Source organism: Aquabacterium sp. J223 (genome assembly GCF_024666615.1).
GTDB lineage: Bacteria > Pseudomonadota > Gammaproteobacteria > Burkholderiales > Burkholderiaceae_C > J223.
Genome location: NZ_CP088297.1, coordinates 2483885 through 2498668 on the forward strand (window position 1 = coordinate 2483885; position 14784 = coordinate 2498668).

Below are 14784 nucleotides of genomic sequence, written 5' to 3' on the forward strand. Positions count from 1 at the left end.
GGACGCATTGTTCAACGGGGTATCGGCGGGTCCCGCACTTCACCCGTATCAAACAGTTCCGTCATCAAACGTGAACACCGCTTGTCAGGCGACGCTGTCAGCGCACCTCGCTGACAGGGGAAAACCAGGTCGTGCCGAGGAAGCCGCGGGCCGTGGTCGTGCGGCTGTCCGACGACTTGTAAGAAAAAATCCGACATCGCTGAAGGGGCAGCACTCGTTGCGGTCGGTTGCAAAGAGGTAAGCCTTACCTGGCGCGCCGGCCCTCTCCTCTGACGGCTCCAGCGGCGAACTCGGAAGAATTTGCCGGTTTTGCGAATGCTGCAGCGCATCAATGCATCCCGCCGGCACAAAAAAACCCCGCATCGCGGGGCTTCGAGCAGGCCTTTGGAGCAGGCCTGACGAGGTCCGATCAGCGGCTGGCGCGGCGCCGCTTGGCCACGAGCCCGACCACACCGATGCCGGCGAGCATCAGCGCGTAGGTCTCGGGCTCCGGGATCGGGGCGGCGTGCATGTCGGCGCTGCCCACCACGCAGGGTGCACCGCTGGGGCAGAGCGGGGAGCCATTGTTGTAGATGGTGTAGGACGTGTTGAACAACACGTCGGCACCGGCAAAGGTGTTGGTGTTGAAGAAGGCGTTGGCCACCGCCCCCGCGCCCACCGTGTTGCCGTTCGCGTTGCCGGTGAAGTCCACGTCCGCGACGCCGTTGCCCGAGCCCTGCAGCAGGCCGGACCCGGTGTTGACGTTGCTGCTCGTCAGCCCGCGGCCGGCCAGCGTGAGGAACAGGGTTCCGTCGCTGGCGGAGGCGGCCGTGTCCTTGTTGAAGTCCGGCGAGCCGTCGAGGTAGAAGTTGATCCAGCCGCCGGAGAAGGTGACGTCGGTCGGTGAGGTGATGGTCTGGACGACGTAGCCGCCGAAGGTGAAGGTCAGCTCGCAGCCGCTGCAGTACGACGACAGCGGCATGCCGTTGATCTGCCCCACCGTGCCGTAGCCGGCCAGCGTCTGGCCTGGCGCCGTGACGATGTTCTCGTACACCGTGCCGGCATGGATTTGCGCCCCGTCGGGCAAGGTGAGACCGCTGATGGTGATGGCGGATGCGTAGCCGCCCGTGGCCAGCGTTGCCGCGGCGACCAAGGCCTTGAGCCTGAACTGCATGGTTGACTCCCGTTTGCACAACACGGCGGATGCCGCGGGCTTACAAGTGCAAACGGTGTTCCCTTTTCGACCCCGTAGTTACCTGTCCCTCGTCCAGGGGGAGGCACGCCCCGGGGAGGCTGTATCAAGAACAGTCGTTTCTCCGTGCAACCGACGGGGAACGCGGTCGGTGCTCGTCCCACCGACCCTCCGAAAGGCCAAGGGCCGCCGGCGCGGCGCCGGCGGCCCTTGAAAAGCCTGCTGCAAGGTGGGAAGGCGGGGGGAAGGTTCAGGCCGCCGGCTTGACCGCGGCGGCGGGCTCCGTCTCCAGGTGGTAGCCGGTCACGCGCTCCACCTCCTTGCGCGAGCCGAGGACGACGCTGACGCGCTCGTGCAGCTTCGTCGGCGCCAGGGCCAGGATGCGCTCGCGGCCATTGGTGGCGGCACCGCCCGCCTGCTCGACGAGGAAGGCCATCGGGTTGGCCTCGTACATCAGGCGCAGCTTGCCGGGCTTGTCGGGCTCGCGCCGGTCCCAGGGGTAGAGGAAAACGCCGCCGCGGCTCAGGATGCGGTGCACGTCGGCCACCATGCTGGCGACCCAGCGCATGTTGAAGTCCTTGCCGCGCGGGCCCTCCTTGCCGGCCAGGCATTCGTCGATGTAGCGACGCACCGGCGGTGCCCAGTGGCGCATGTTCGACATGTTGATGGCGAACTCCTTCGTCTCCTCGGGAATGCGCACCTGGTCGGCGGTGAGCACCCAGGCGCCCTGTTCGCGGTCGAGGGTGAACATCGCCACGCCGTCGCCCACGGTCAGCACCAGGGTGGTCTGCGGGCCGTAGACGCAGTAGCCGGCCGCGGCCTGCGCCGAGCCGGGCTGCAGGAAGTCCTTCTCGGCCACGCCGTGGTGCTGGTCGGGCTTGCGCAGCACCGAGAAGATGGTGCCGATGCTGACGTTCACGTCGATGTTCGACGAGCCGTCCAGCGGGTCGAACAGCAGCAGGTACTCGCCCTGCGGGTAGCGGTTGGGCACCAGGTGGATGGTGTCCATCTCCTCGCTGGCCATGGCGGCCAGGTGGCCGCCCCATTCGTTGGCCTCGATCAGCACCTCGTTGGCGATGACGTCCAGCTTCTTCTGCACCTCGCCCTGGACGTTCTCGCTGCCGGCGGTGCCAAGGATGTCGCCGAGCGCGCCCTTGTTGACCTGGATGGCGATGCGCTTGCAGGCGCGGGCGACGACCTCGATCAGCAGCCGCAGCTGGGCGTTGATGCGGCCGTGCTCGCGCTGCTGCTCGACCAGGTACTGCGTGAGGCTCACGCGTTGGGACATGTTCGCTTCTCCTGTGATGACGATTCGGTGTTGCCGGTCCTTCAGGCGGCCTGCAGCGCCCGGCCGACGACCTCGCGCACGTCGTCCGACAGCGTGGGCGCGGCGGCGACGCGGGCGAGGGCGTCGCGCGCGGCGTCGCGGTAGGGCGGCGCCAGCCGGGTCCAGCGGTCCATCACCCGGGCCAGGCGGGCGGCCAGCTGGTGGTTGAAGGCGTCGATTTCCAGCACCCGCTCCGCCCAGAAGGCGTAGCCGGCGCCGTCGGCGCGGTGGAAGCCGGCGGGGTTGTGGGCGCAGAAGGTGAACAGCAGGCTGCGTGCGCGGTTCGGGTTCTTCAGCGAGAAGTCGGGGTGCTGCATCAGCGCGCGCACCCGCTGCAGCGCGTGGCCCGCCTGGCCGGGGCCTTCAGGCGCGGCGGCCTGCAGCGCGAACCACTTGTCGATGACCAGCGGCTCGTCCTTGAAACGGGCGTGGAATCGCTCCAGCGCCGGCGCCGCCAGCTCGCTGCCCGACCCCACCAGCGCCGACAGCGCGCCCAGGCCGTCGGTCATGTTGCCCGCCTGCTTGAAGCGCTGGTAGGCCTTGCCCGGCCACACCACGTCGCCGCGGGCCTGGGCATCGAGGCACAGCATCGACAGCGCCAGGTTGGCCAGTGCGCGCTGGCCGGCGCTGTGCGCATCCGGCGAGTAGCCGCCCGACGGCTGGTGCGCCTCCCAGGCCCACCGCCAGTCCTCGCGCAGGGCCTGGGCCAGCTGCAGCTTCAGCGACTCGCGCGCCGCGTGCACCTTCTGCGGGTCGACGATTTCCAGCTGTTCGGCCAGGTAGGTCTCGGCCGGCAGCGTCAGCACCAGTTCCTTGAAGGCGGCGTCGAGGGTCGGGTCGCGCAGCACGGCGCGCATGGCGGCGACGAAGGCGTCGTCGGCCTCGGGCGTCGCGTCGGCCTGCACGGCGGCGAGCAGGCGCCGCAGCGCCAGGCGCTGGCCGGCCTCCCAGCGGTTGAAGGCGTCGGCGTCGTGGCGCAGCAGCACCAGCAGGGCCGCGTCGTCCAGGCCGTCGACCAGGTGCACCGGCGCCGAGAAGCCGCGCAGCAGCGACGGCACCGGCGGCGCGTCGACGTCCAGGAAGGTGAAGCGGGCCTCGGGCGCATCGAGGACCAGCAGCCGCTCGCTGTCGGCGGCCTGCGCCTCGCCCTCCAGTCGCAAGGGCAGCGCCCGGCCGTCGCGGTCGAGCAGGCCCAGGGCGACCGGGACGACGAAGGGCTCGGCCGCCGGCCGGCCGGGCAGCGGCGCCGGTTCCTGGCGCAGCGTGAGGGTGTAGCGCCGGCCCGCCGCGTCGTGCTCGCCCCGGGCGACGAGCCGCGGCGTGCCGGCCTGCGAGTACCAGCGCTTGAAGGCGCCGAGCCGCTCGGACAGCGGGCTGCCCGGGTTGGCGTCGGCGATGGCCTGCGCGAAGTCGTCGCAGGTCACGGCCTGGCCGTCGTGGCGCTGGAAGTACAGCGTCATGCCGCGCGCGAAACCCTCGCGCCCGACCAGCGTCTGCATCATGCGCACCACCTCCGCGCCCTTGTCGTAGACGGTGGGGGTGTAGAAGTTGTTGATCTCCAGGTACTCGTCCGGCCGCACCGGGTGGGCCATGGGGCCGGCGTCCTCGGGGAACTGCACCTGGCGCAGCTGGCGCACGTCCTCGATGCGCTTGACGGCGCGGGCCGAGGCCGAGCCGGCCATGTCCTGGCTGAACTCCTGGTCGCGGAAGACGGTCAGGCCCTCCTTCAGGCTCAACTGGAACCAGTCCCGGCAGGTGACGCGGTTGCCGGTCCAGTTGTGGAAGTACTCGTGGGCGACCACGCTCTCGACGCCGGCGAAGTCGGTGTCGGTGGCGGTGGCCGGGCTGGCCAGCACGTACTTGGTGTTGAAGATGTTGAGGCCCTTGTTCTCCATCGCCCCCATGTTGAAGTCGCCCACCGCGACGATCATGAAGCGCTCCAGGTCCAGCGGCAGGCCGAAGCGCTGCTCGTCCCAGGCGATGGAGGCGATGAGCGAGGCCATTGCGTGCTCGGTCTTGTCCAGGTCGCCGCGGCGCACGTAGACCTGCAGCAGGTGGTCGTGGCCCGATCGGCTGCGGATGCGCTGTTCGCGCGCCACCAGGTCGGCGGCGACGACCGCGAACAGGTAGCTGGGCTTGGGGAACGGGTCGTGCCACTTGACGAAGTGGCGGCCGTTGTCGAGGTCGCCCCGGCCCACGAGGTTGCCGTTGGACAGCAGCACCGGGTATTTCTTCTTGTCGGCCTTCAGCGTGACGGTGTAGGTCGCCATCACGTCCGGCCGGTCGAGGAAGTAGGTGATGCGGCGGAAGCCCTCGGCCTCGCACTGCGTGAACAGGCCGCTGTCGCTGGCGTAGAGGCCCGACAGCTGGGTGTTCTTCTCCGGGCAGCAGGTGTTGCGGATCTCCAGCGTCAGCGGCGCGTCGCCGGCGTCGCGCAGCGCGTCGATGACCAGCAGGCCGTCCTCGTGGCGGAAGCTGACGCTCTCCCCGTCGAGCGACACCCGCAGCAGGTTCAGCGCCTCGCCGTGCAGCCGCAGCGGCTGCGGCGCGCAGGCCGGGTTGCGCTGCAGCGTCAGCCGGCTGGTGACCAGGGTCTTGGCGGCGTCCAGGTCGAAGGTCAGGTCGACCGCGGTGATGTGGAAGGCCGGCGGGGCGTAGTCCTCGCGGCGGATGGGGGCGGGTTGGCCTTCGCGCATGGTGTTGTGGTTGTGGGTGGAAGGGCCGCCGGCCAGGCCGGGTCCGGGCGCAACGGCACGGGACGGCGGCGCACTCGCCATGGTATCGCCCGCCAACAGGCCCCCCGCGCGGCGCCGCCGGGCAGCCCGGACAGGGAAAGTCCGAAGAGGGCGAACGCGCGAAGCCGCGATGCCTGTCAGAAAGCCGTAAGCACACCGGCCCGAAATGCAACCACATGTTGGCGCTGCTCAATCTGCTGCAGGTCGTGCTGTACATCCCGCTGCTCGGGCTGGTCGGGCAGGCGGCGCTGTACGTCTTCGCCGGTCATCGGCGCGAGACCAACCTCTTCTACAAGCTGCTGCAGCTGCTGTCCAAGCCGTTCACCTGGCTCGTGCGCCGCATCAGCCCCGCCAGGGTGGCCGACCGACACGTGCCCTTCGCCACCTTCTGCCTGTTGCTGCTCGCCTACCTGGTGGTGACGATGGAGAAGATCAGCCTGTGCCTGCGGGTGGGCGTGGAGCTGTGCAAATGAGGTCGCTCGGATGGTGGGGGCTGAGGCTTCGTGCCGTCGCCCTTCTGTTCTTCAACCGGCGGCGCGAGGCCGAGGCGGTGTTCGGCCGCCTGCTGGCCCTGCGGCCCGACGACCCCTATGCGCTGGCCAGCCGGGCGCATGTGCGGGCCCAGCTCGGCCGGCGCGCGGAGGCCATCGCCGACGCGCGGCGCCTGGTCGCCGTTCACCCCCGGCGCAGCGCGGGCGACTGGTTCAACCTGGCCTACCTGCTGGAGCAGGACGGCGACCTGTCCAGCGCCGAGGCCGCGTTCCGGCGTGCCCTGGAGCTCGACGACCGGCTCGACCGCGCCTGGTACGGGCTGGGCCTGACCCTGATCTGTCAGCAGCGGCTGGACGAAGCGGTGGAGGCGCTGAAGCGCAACACCGAGCTGCAGCCGATGAGCCCTTACGGGTGGTACCAGTTGGCCCGCGTGCACCTGGACCGCCAGCAACCCGACGAGGCGCGCCGGATCATCCGGCACCTGCGGGGTTTCGAGCCCAAGGTCGCGGCCCAGCTGGAGCGCGAGACCGGGATGGCGCCGTGACAGGCGCTTGTCGGCAGATGGTCAACGCAACGAAAGGCATGCCATGCAGCTAACGCAGACGCAGGAGCATTACTGGCAGAAGAACCTGCGCATCACGGGCGTCCTGCTCGCGATCTGGTTCTTCGTCACCTTCGTGATCGGTTATTTCGCCCGCGACCTGAACTTCAACTTCTTCGGTTGGCCGTTCAGCTTCTGGGTGGCCGCGCAGGGCGCGCTGATCGTCTACGTGCTCATCATCTGGTACTACGCCCGGACCATGAACCGGCTGGACCAGGAACACGGCGTCGCCGAGGAGGAATGACATGGCTGGACTGAGCGCAACCACGGCCGCGGCCACCGCGACCGCGGCCGAGAACCGGGCCTTCAAGAAGCAGCTCAACAAGGTGTACGCCTGGTACACCGGCGGCTTCCTGATCTTCCTCGTCGTGCTGGCGGTCCTCGAACAGGCCGGCCTGCCGCGCAGCTGGATCGGGCTCATCTTCCTGTTGGCCACCGTGCTGCTGTACGCGGGCATCGGGGTGATGAGCCGCACCACCGACGCGTCGGAGTACTACGTCGCCGGCCGTCGCGTGCCGGCGATCTACAACGGCATGGCCACCGGCGCCGACTGGATGAGCGCGGCCTCCTTCATCGGCATGGCCGGCACGCTCTACCTCACGGGCTACTCCGGCCTGGCCTTCATCATGGGCTGGACCGGCGGCTACTGCCTGGTGGCGCTGTTCCTCGCGCCCTACCTGCGCAAGTTCGGGCAGTTCACCATCCCGGACTTCCTCGGCGCCCGCTACGAGGGCAACCTGCCGCGGCTGATCGGCATCCTGGCGGCCATCCTCTGCTCCTTCACCTACGTCGTGGCGCAGATCTACGGCGTCGGCCTGATCACCGCCCGCCTGTCGGGCGTGGCCTTCGAGATCGGCATCTTCGTCGGCCTGGCCGGCATCCTGGTGTGCAGCTTCCTGGGCGGCATGCGCGCCGTGACCTGGACCCAGGTGGCGCAGTACATCATCCTCATCATCGCCTACATGATCCCGGTGGTCTGGCTGAGCGTGAAGCAGACGGGCGTGCCGGTGCCGCAAGCCATCTACGGCCAGCAGCTGCAGAAGGTGACCGAGGCCGAGAACCGGCTGAAGAACGACCCCAAGGAGAAGGAGGTCCAGGCCATCTTCAAGTCGCAGTCCGACGCGCTGGCGGCCAAGCTGAAGGACGTGCCCACCGCACTGGCCGCCGACCGCGCCGCCGCACAGAAGCGGCTCGACGACCTGCGCGCGGCCAACGCGCCGGCCGCCGACGTGGCCGCCGCCGAGAAGGCCCTGGCCGCGCTGCCCAAGGACGAGGCCGAGGCGCGCAAGGCGTGGACGGCGGCCAAGGCCACCGCCGACACCCGGGCCCGGCCGCTGGCCGGCATGCCGGCGCATGCCCAGATCTACGCGGGGGACCCCGACGGCGACGCCGCGGCGCAGAAGACCTACAACGAATCGCGCCGCAACTTCCTCGCGCTGGTGTTCTGCCTGATGGTGGGAACCGCCGCGCTGCCGCACATCCTGATGCGCTACTACACCACCCCGTCGGTGAAGGAGGCGCGCGAGTCGGTGACCTGGTCGCTGTTCTTCATCTTCCTGCTGTACTTCACCGCGCCGGCGCTGGCGGTGCTGGTCAAGTACGAGGTCTTCACCGCACTGGTGGGCACACCGTTCGACAAGCTGCCCGAATGGATCGCCGCCTGGAACAAGGTCGACCCGACGCTGCTGTCGGTGGCCGACGTCAACAAGGATGGCATCTTCCAGCTCGGCGAGATGCGCATCGGCGGCGACATCATCGTGCTGGCCACACCGGCCATCGGCGGGCTGCCGTACGTCATCAGCGGCCTGGTGGCGGCCGGTGGCCTGGCGGCGGCGCTGTCCACCGCCGACGGCCTGCTGCTGACCATCGCGAACGCGCTGTCGCACGACCTGTACTACAAGATGATCGACCCCAACGCCTCCACCGCCCGCCGGGTGGGCATCTCGAAGGCGCTGCTGCTGGTGGTCGCCCTGCTGGCCGCCTTCGTGGCCGCGCAGAAGCCGGCCGACATCCTTTTCCTGGTGTCGGCCGCGTTCTCCTTCGCGGCGGCGGCCTTCTTCCCGGCGCTGGTGCTCGGCATCTTCTGGAAGCGGGCCAGCAAGTGGGGCGCCTCGTTGGGCATGCTGGCCGGCCTCGGCGTGACCTTCTACTACATGGTCACCACCCAGCCCTGGCTGCGCAGCGTGTTCGGCGTCACCTCGCCGATCGAGCTGTGGTGGGGCATCCAGCCGATCTCGGCCGGCCTGTTCGGCGTGCCGGTGGGCTTCGCGGTGATCATCATCGTGAGCCTGCTCACCGCGCCGCCGAAGAAGGAGACGCAGGAGCTGGTCGAGCACGTGCGCTACCCCGACCTGAAGCGCGCGGCGCCCGCCCACGCCTGACGGACGCTCCGTTCCGGTCAAGCCCCGCTCGTCCCGAGCGGGGTTTTTTTGGCCGGTCAGAGGTCGATGCGCCAGTGCCGGTCGCAGCGGCGGCAGCGCACGCGCAGCTGCCGCTCGTCCGCCCCCTGATCGGGCAGCAGGTCCCACTTGGCGTAGCTGTCGCAGGCTTCGCACACCGCCTGGTCGGCGACGTACTCGGCGTGGTTGAGCAGGTACAGGTAGCGCCGCATGGCCCACAGGCCCAGCGCCGCGCTGACCACCACGCAGGCCACCAGCTCCACCTGTTCGAGCAGCGAGTGCTCGAACGACAGGGCCTCGAAGGCGCCCAGCAGGCCCAGCGCCGCCAGCAGCAGCAGCACGAGGTGGGCGTGGCTGCGCAGCAGCTCGCGCTCGTACCACTTGCGAAAGCCCAGGCGGCGGATGACGACCCGGGCGTCCATGTCCGTCCTACACGCCCTGCTTCAGGCTGGCCTGGATGAAGGCGTCCAGGTCGCCGTCGAGCACCTTCTGGGTGTTGCTGATCTCGACGTTGGTGCGCAGGTCCTTGATGCGGCTCTGGTCCAGCACGTAGCTGCGGATCTGGTGACCCCAGCCGACGTCGGTCTTGCTGTCCTCCAGCTTCTGCTGCGCCTCCATCTGCTTGCGCATCTCGTGCTCGTAGAGCCGGGAGCGCAGCATCTGCCAGGCCTCGTCGCGGTTGCGGTGCTGGCTGCGGTCGTTCTGGCACTGCACGACGATGCCGGTGGGAATGTGCGTCAGCCGCACCGCCGAGTCGGTCTTGTTGATGTGCTGGCCGCCGGCACCGCTGGCGCGGAAGGTGTCGGTGCGCACGTCCGCCGGGTTGATCTCGATCTCGATCGAGTCGTCCACCTCCGGGTAGACGAACAGCGAGGCGAAGCTGGTGTGCCGGCCGCCAGCGGAGTCGAACGGGCTCTTGCGCACCAGCCGGTGCACGCCGGTCTCGGTGCGCAGGTGGCCGAAGGCGTACTCGCCCTCGACCTTGAGGGTGGCCGAGCGGATGCCCGCCACGTCGCCTTCGGTCTCCTCCATCACCTCGGCCTTGAAGCCCTTGCGCTCGCAGTACTTGAGGTACTGGCGCAGCAGCATGCTGGCCCAGTCGCAGGCCTCGGTGCCGCCCGCGCCGGCCTGGATGTCGATGAAGCAGTTGCTCGGGTCCGCCGGGTTGTTGAACATGCGGCGGAACTCCAGCCCCTCGACCTCGGCGCGCAGGGCCTCGGCCTCGGCCTCGATGGCGGCCAGGCCGTCGAAGTCGTCGTCGGCCTTGCTCATCTCCCACAGCTCGAGGTTGTCGGAGAGGTTGCGCGTCAGGTGGTCGATGGTCTTGACCACCGTCTCCAGGCCCTTCTGCTCGCGGCCGAGTTCCTGCGCCCGCTTGGGCTCGTTCCACACCGCGGGGTTTTCCAGCGCGGCGTTGACCTCGTTCAGGCGCAGCGCCTTGCGGTCGTAGTCAAAGATACCCCCCTTAGCGCGGCGGTGCGCGCTTGCAGGTCGGCGAGGGTGCTGCCGATGGTGTTGATGCGTTCGATGTCCATGGCCGGATTTTCGCATGCACCCCACGAGCCGGCGGCCGGGCGGACCGGGAAAGCCCGGGCCGGGCCGCCGCGGCCGGCCGCGGACACTCGCGCTCGCCGCGGAACCCCCGCCCCGCTCCCCACCGCGATCCCATGCCGCCTGACGCCCTGCCGGCCTTCGAGCGACGTCTGCACCTGATCTACGGCGCCTACACGCTGGCCTTCCTGGCCTTCGTGCTGGCGCTGGGCGTGCTGGAGCGCATGGGCCTGCCGCGCGCCTGGATCGGCGGTGCCTTCCTGCTCGGCACGATGGCGGTGTACGCCGGCATCGGCATCCTGAGCCGGACGTCCGACGCCACCGAGTACTACGTGGCCGGACGCCGGGTGCCGGCGCTCTACAACGGCATGGCCACGGCGGCCGACTGGATGAGCGCCGCCTCCTTCGTCGGCATGGCGGGCACGCTGTACCTGAGCGGCTACGCCGGCCTGGCCTTCGTGCTCGGCTGGACCGGCGGCTTCGTGCTCGTCGCGCTGCTGCTGGCACCGTACCTGCGGCGCTTCGGCCAGTTCACGGTGCCCGACTTCATCGGCGCGCGCTACGGCGGGCGCCTGCCGCGCCTGGTGGCGCTGGCGGCGGCCATCGGGGTGAGCTTCGTCTACCTGGTGGCGCAGATCTACGCCGTCGGCCTCATCACCGCGCGGCTGACCGGTCTGGCCTTCGAGATCGGCATCTTCGTCGGGCTGGGCGGTGTGCTGGTGTGCAGCTTCCTCGGCGGCATGCGGGCGGTCACCTGGACGCAGGTGGCGCAGTACATCGTGCTGGTCATCGCCTACCTGGTGCCGGTGGTCTGGCTGTCGGTCAAGCAGACCGGCCAGCCGGTGCCGCCGCTGGCCGTCGGCCAGCAGCTGCAGAAGGTGAGCGAGCGGGAGGAGCAGCTGCGCCGCGACCCGAAGGAGCTGGAGGTGATCGCGCTGTTCCAGGCGCGGGCCGACCAGGCCGAGGCCCGGCTGCGCGACCCCGCGGCCACGCTGGCGGCCGATCGGCAGGCGGCCGAGCGGCGCGTCGCCGCGCTGAAGGCGGCGCAGGCGCCGGCACAGGAGATCCTGGCCGCGGAGAAGGCGCTCGCCGCGCTGCCGCGGTCGGCCGAGGAAGCCCGCCGGCGCGACGCCGCCGAACTGGAGAACGCACAGGCCCGTGCGCGGCCGCTGGCCGGCATGCCGTCGCACGCCGAGCCCTTCGCCAGCCGGCCCCGCGGCGACGCGGCGGTGCCGTCGGCGCCCGAGGAATCGCGGCGCAACTTCCTGGCGCTGGTCTTCTGCCTGATGGTGGGCACGGCCGCGTTGCCGCACGTGCTGGTGCGTTCGTACACCACGCCGTCGGTGCGGCAGGCGCGCGAGTCGGTGGCCTGGACCCTGCTGTTCATCAGCCTGCTCTACCTCACCGCGCCGGCGCTGGCGGTGCTGGTCAAGTACGAGATCTTCAACGTGCTCGTCGGCACGCCCTTCGACAAGCTGCCGGGCTGGATCGCCAACTGGTCGAAGCTCGACTCGGGCCTGCTGTCGGTGGTCGACCACAACCGCGACGGCATCTTCCAGCTGGCGGAGATGCGCATCGGCGCCGACATCATCGTGCTGGCGACGCCGGAGATCGCCGGGCTGCCCTACGTCATCTCCGGCATGGTGGCCGCCGGCGGGCTGGCCGCGGCGCTGTCCACCGCCGACGGGCTGCTGCTGACCATCGCCAACGCGCTGTCGCACGACCTGTACTTCCGGCTCATCGACCCCAAGGCGATGAGCTCGCGGCGGGTGGCGATCTCGAAGACGGTGCTGCTGGTGGTGGCGCTGTTCGCCGCCTACGTCGCCACGCTGAGGGTGGGCGACATCGTCTTCCTGGTGGCGGCGGCGTTCTCGCTGGCCGCGGCCACCTTCTTCCCGGCGCTGGTGCTGGGCGTGTTCTGGAAGCGCGCGAACCATGCCGGCTGCGTGCTCGGCATGCTGGCCGGCCTGACGCTGACCTTCTACTACATGGCCACCACCCACCCCTGGCTGCGCGGCGTCTTCGGCGTCGACGCGCCGCTGGCCGATTGCCTGTGGTGGGGCGTGCAGCCGATCGCCGCCGGCGTCTTCGGCGTGCCGCTGGCCTTCGCCGTCACGGTGGTGGCCAGCCTGCTGACGCGGCCGCCCGGCGACACGGAGCTGGCCTTGGTCGACCACCTCCGCCGGCCGGCCTGAGCACGCCGCGCGCGGTCAGGCGCCCAGGAAGGCCTCCAGCCGCTGCGCCAGCGCCCGCGGCTGGTCGTGGTGCAGCATGTGGGCGCAGTCCTGCAGCGTGTGCCGCTCCAGCCGGGCGACCTGCGCGATGCGCGACTCGAACGCCTCGCGCGGGTAACGGTCGCCCCACCAGGTGCGGGTGTCGGTCTGCGCGCCCTCGACCCACAGCACCGGGGCGGTGATGGCCCGCCAGCAGGCGAGGACCTCGTCGACCCGGTAGGGCTCCGGAAAGGGCCGCTTGTGCGCCGGGTCGCTGAGCAGCCGCCACAAGCCGTCGGCGTCCTGCCGCGACCAGTGCGGCGCCAGCCAGGCCGCCTTGTCGGCGGGCAGCCGCGGGTTGTTGGCCCGCAGGCGAGCCGCCACGTCGTCCACGCTCGGGTAGGGCCGCAGCGACTGCGGCGTCCGCAGGGCATCGAGCCAGCGGGCCCAGAGGCGGGGCGTCTCGTCCGCGCTGTGTCCGGGTTGTCCGAAGCCTTCCAGGTTGACCAGGCGGCGGACGCGCTGCGGCCGGACGCCGGCGTACAGCATGGCCACGTTGCCGCCCATGCTGTGGCCGAGCAGGTCCAGCGGTCCGTCGTCGGGCAGCACCGCGGTCAGCACCGCCTCCAGGTCGCCCAGGTAGTCGCAGAAGCTGTAGCTGTCGGGCAGCGGTCCGCCATCGGGTTCGCTGAGGCCGAAGCCGCGCCAGTCGAAGGCGAGCACGAAGCGGTCCTCGGCGAGGGCGTCGACCATGAACTGGAACGAGGCCGCCACGTCCATCCAGCCGTGCAGCAGCATCAGGGGCGGGCGCTGCGGCGTGGCCATCGACGGCTCGCCCCACTGCAGCAGGTGGTGGCGCCAGCCGCGCAGCGACAGGAAGCGGTCGGTGGCCGGTCGGCGGACGGGGTAGGGCGCGGTCATCCGACGATTCTGGCCGCAGGCCGTCGCGGCGGCTGTCGCCCGAGGCTCAGCGGCGCCGGGCCGCCCCGAGCCGGCTGAGCACCCCCGCCGGGGGGCGGTACTCCGGGGCCGGGGGCCGTCAGTCACCAGCGGGTGCGCTCCAGCTCCTCACGGATGGTCTGGTAGATCTGCCAGCGGCTCGGCGCGACGCGGCCGTCGTCCACCGCCTGGCGCACCGCGCAGCCGGGCTCCTGCCGGTGGGTGCAGTTGTAGAAGCGGCAGCCGCCCGCGTGCTCGCGCAGGTCGGGCATCAGGTTCGGCAGGTCCTGCGCGCTGACCTGCCGCAGGCCGAACTCCTGGAAGCCGGGGGAGTCGATCAAGGCCGAGCGCCTGGCCTCGTCCAGCCAGTACCAGGTGCTGGTGGTGGTGGTGTGGCGGCCGGAGTTCAGCGCCTGCGAGATCTCGCCCACCTGGGCCTGGGCGTCGGGCAGCAGGCGGTTGACCAGGCTGCTCTTGCCGGTGCCGCTGGGCCCCAGGACCAGCGTGGTGCGGCCGTGCAGGTGCGGCGCCAGCGTGGCCAGCGAGCCCTGCGGGTCGGTCTTCAGCGACAGCTCGACCACCGCCTGGCCCATCGCCCGGTACGGCTGCAGCCGTTCCCGCGCCACCTCGGCCGCCGGCAGGTCGGTCTTGTTGAGCGCGATCAGCGCCGGCACGCCCGCGGCCTCGGCCGCGACCAGCGCCCGCGCCAGCTGCTGCTCGCTGAACATCGGCTCGCCGGCGACCAGGATCAGCAGGCCGTCGAGGTTGGCGGCGAAGGACTTGGTGCGCCATTCGTCCTGCCGGAAAAAGAGGTTGCGCCGCGGCTCGACTCGCTGCACCACGCCCTCGGCGCCGTCGCCCGGTGCCGGTTCCCAGCGCACGTGGTCGCCGACCACCGCCTCGTTCTTCTTGCCGCGCAGGTGGCACAGGCGCCGACGGCCGTCGTCGTCCTCGACCACGACGTGCCGGCCGTGGGCGCCGACGACCAGCCCGCCGCGGGGCTCCGTCACGGCGAAGGGGGCAGCAGCGCGTCCACCCGCGCGGCGCAGATGAAGTCGTTCACCGACAGCCCGCCCACCGAATGGGTGTTGAAGCGCAGCGCGCAGTGGCCGTAGCCCAGGGTGACGTCGGGATGGTGGTCCTGCCGGTGCGCGATCCAGGCCACCGCGTTGACGAAGGCCATGGTGTGGTGGAAGTCGGGAAAGGTGAAACGCTTCGCGATGGCGTCGTCGCCATCGAACGACCAGCCGTCCAGCCGTGCGAGCAGGGCCTGCGCCTCGGCCGGGGTCAGCCGGGCAACGTCGGCCCGGCAGGCTTGAAGGTGCAGCGGTGCGTCGTCGGCCATGCGAGCCTCGT

At 70.5% G+C, this 14784-nt stretch carries 13 protein-coding genes; 5 read left to right on the forward strand and 8 right to left on the reverse strand.

The window, feature by feature from the left end:
* Nucleotides 1-409 precede the first annotated feature (409 nt).
* The 3 genes from LRS07_RS11975 to pepN all read right to left on the reverse strand — a co-directional run bounded on the left by LRS07_RS11975 (nucleotide 410) and on the right by pepN (nucleotide 5194).
* Nucleotides 410-1153, reverse strand: coding sequence for an FxDxF family PEP-CTERM protein (locus LRS07_RS11975; RefSeq protein WP_260498263.1), 744 nt, complete (start codon nucleotides 1151-1153; stop codon nucleotides 410-412).
* A 268-nt stretch (nucleotides 1154-1421) separates the two neighbouring features.
* On the reverse strand, nucleotides 1422-2459 hold the full coding sequence (locus tag LRS07_RS11980; RefSeq protein ID WP_260498264.1) for a class 1 fructose-bisphosphatase: 1038 nt from the start codon (nucleotides 2457-2459) through the stop codon (nucleotides 1422-1424).
* Between the two features lie 41 nt (nucleotides 2460-2500).
* Nucleotides 2501-5194, reverse strand: a complete 2694-nt coding sequence (pepN, locus tag LRS07_RS11985) for an aminopeptidase N (RefSeq protein ID WP_260498265.1) — start codon at nucleotides 5192-5194, stop codon at nucleotides 2501-2503.
* 215 nt (nucleotides 5195-5409) lie between these two features.
* On the opposite strand from pepN, the gene LRS07_RS11990 reads away from it, so the two are divergent.
* Genes LRS07_RS11990 through LRS07_RS12005 form a run of 4 tightly spaced genes read left to right on the forward strand, consistent with a single transcriptional unit; the run spans nucleotide 5410 to nucleotide 8707 of the window.
* Nucleotides 5410-5706, forward strand: coding sequence for a hypothetical protein (locus tag LRS07_RS11990; RefSeq protein ID WP_260498266.1), 297 nt, complete (start codon nucleotides 5410-5412; stop codon nucleotides 5704-5706).
* On the forward strand, nucleotides 5703-6269 hold the full coding sequence (locus LRS07_RS11995; protein WP_260498267.1) for a tetratricopeptide repeat protein: 567 nt from the start codon (nucleotides 5703-5705) through the stop codon (nucleotides 6267-6269). The genes LRS07_RS11990 and LRS07_RS11995 overlap by 4 nt, the downstream gene beginning before the upstream one ends.
* Before the next feature lie 43 nt (nucleotides 6270-6312).
* The gene (locus LRS07_RS12000) at nucleotides 6313-6570 is read left to right on the forward strand and encodes a DUF4212 domain-containing protein (protein WP_260498268.1); all 258 of its coding nucleotides are present in this window, start codon (nucleotides 6313-6315) and stop codon (nucleotides 6568-6570) included.
* A gap of 1 nt (nucleotide 6571) precedes the next feature.
* Nucleotides 6572-8707: a sodium:solute symporter family protein gene (locus LRS07_RS12005; protein WP_260498269.1), complete on the forward strand. Its 2136-nt coding sequence runs from the start codon at nucleotides 6572-6574 to the stop codon at nucleotides 8705-8707.
* Nucleotides 8708-8763: 56 nt separating this feature from the next.
* On the opposite strand, the gene LRS07_RS12010 is transcribed toward LRS07_RS12005, so the two are convergent.
* A complete protein-coding gene (locus LRS07_RS12010) occupies nucleotides 8764-9147 on the reverse strand; it encodes a hypothetical protein (RefSeq protein ID WP_260498270.1) in 384 nt (127 codons plus the stop codon).
* 7 nt (nucleotides 9148-9154) lie between these two features.
* Nucleotides 9155-10260, reverse strand: a protein-coding gene (prfB, locus tag LRS07_RS12015) for a peptide chain release factor 2 (protein WP_260498271.1) whose coding sequence is annotated in 2 segments (ribosomal slippage) — nucleotides 9155-10186 and nucleotides 10189-10260 — 1104 coding nt in all. Because the reading frame shifts where the segments join, the coding sequence is not laid out codon by codon here.
* Between the two features lie 132 nt (nucleotides 10261-10392).
* Between prfB and LRS07_RS12020 the strand changes: the two genes are divergently transcribed.
* Nucleotides 10393-12471, forward strand: a complete 2079-nt coding sequence (locus LRS07_RS12020; RefSeq protein ID WP_260498272.1) for a VC_2705 family sodium/solute symporter — start codon at nucleotides 10393-10395, stop codon at nucleotides 12469-12471.
* Nucleotides 12472-12486: 15 nt separating this feature from the next.
* On the opposite strand, the gene LRS07_RS12025 is transcribed toward LRS07_RS12020, so the two are convergent.
* The 3 genes from LRS07_RS12025 to LRS07_RS12035 all read right to left on the reverse strand — a co-directional run bounded on the left by LRS07_RS12025 (nucleotide 12487) and on the right by LRS07_RS12035 (nucleotide 14773).
* Nucleotides 12487-13410: an alpha/beta fold hydrolase gene (locus LRS07_RS12025; protein WP_260498273.1), complete on the reverse strand. Its 924-nt coding sequence runs from the start codon at nucleotides 13408-13410 to the stop codon at nucleotides 12487-12489.
* Between the two features lie 122 nt (nucleotides 13411-13532).
* Nucleotides 13533-14438, reverse strand: a complete 906-nt coding sequence (rsgA, locus tag LRS07_RS12030) for a ribosome small subunit-dependent GTPase A (RefSeq protein WP_260498274.1) — start codon at nucleotides 14436-14438, stop codon at nucleotides 13533-13535.
* On the reverse strand, nucleotides 14435-14773 hold the full coding sequence (locus tag LRS07_RS12035) for a 4a-hydroxytetrahydrobiopterin dehydratase (protein ID WP_260498275.1): 339 nt from the start codon (nucleotides 14771-14773) through the stop codon (nucleotides 14435-14437). Before LRS07_RS12035 ends, rsgA begins: the two co-directional genes overlap by 4 nt.
* Nucleotides 14774-14784 lie beyond the last annotated feature (11 nt).

What these genes read in the sequence shown, in the direction of transcription:
- LRS07_RS11975 (WP_260498263.1), bottom strand. Translation starts at nt 1,153, where the DNA reads ATGCAGTTCAGGCTCAAGGCCTTGGTCGCCGCGGCAACGCTGGCCACG.
- LRS07_RS11980 (WP_260498264.1), bottom strand. Translation starts at nt 2,459, where the DNA reads ATGTCCCAACGCGTGAGCCTCACGCAGTACCTGGTCGAGCAGCAGCGC.
- pepN (WP_260498265.1), bottom strand. Translation starts at nt 5,194, where the DNA reads ATGCGCGAAGGCCAACCCGCCCCCATCCGCCGCGAGGACTACGCCCCG.
- LRS07_RS11990 (WP_260498266.1), top strand. Translation starts at nt 5,410, where the DNA reads ATGTTGGCGCTGCTCAATCTGCTGCAGGTCGTGCTGTACATCCCGCTG.
- LRS07_RS11995 (WP_260498267.1), top strand. Translation starts at nt 5,703, where the DNA reads ATGAGGTCGCTCGGATGGTGGGGGCTGAGGCTTCGTGCCGTCGCCCTT.
- LRS07_RS12000 (WP_260498268.1), top strand. Translation starts at nt 6,313, where the DNA reads ATGCAGCTAACGCAGACGCAGGAGCATTACTGGCAGAAGAACCTGCGC.
- LRS07_RS12005 (WP_260498269.1), top strand. Translation starts at nt 6,572, where the DNA reads ATGGCTGGACTGAGCGCAACCACGGCCGCGGCCACCGCGACCGCGGCC.
- LRS07_RS12010 (WP_260498270.1), bottom strand. Translation starts at nt 9,147, where the DNA reads ATGGACGCCCGGGTCGTCATCCGCCGCCTGGGCTTTCGCAAGTGGTAC.
- LRS07_RS12020 (WP_260498272.1), top strand. Translation starts at nt 10,393, where the DNA reads ATGCCGCCTGACGCCCTGCCGGCCTTCGAGCGACGTCTGCACCTGATC.
- LRS07_RS12025 (WP_260498273.1), bottom strand. Translation starts at nt 13,410, where the DNA reads ATGACCGCGCCCTACCCCGTCCGCCGACCGGCCACCGACCGCTTCCTG.
- LRS07_RS12035 (WP_260498275.1), bottom strand. Translation starts at nt 14,773, where the DNA reads ATGGCCGACGACGCACCGCTGCACCTTCAAGCCTGCCGGGCCGACGTT.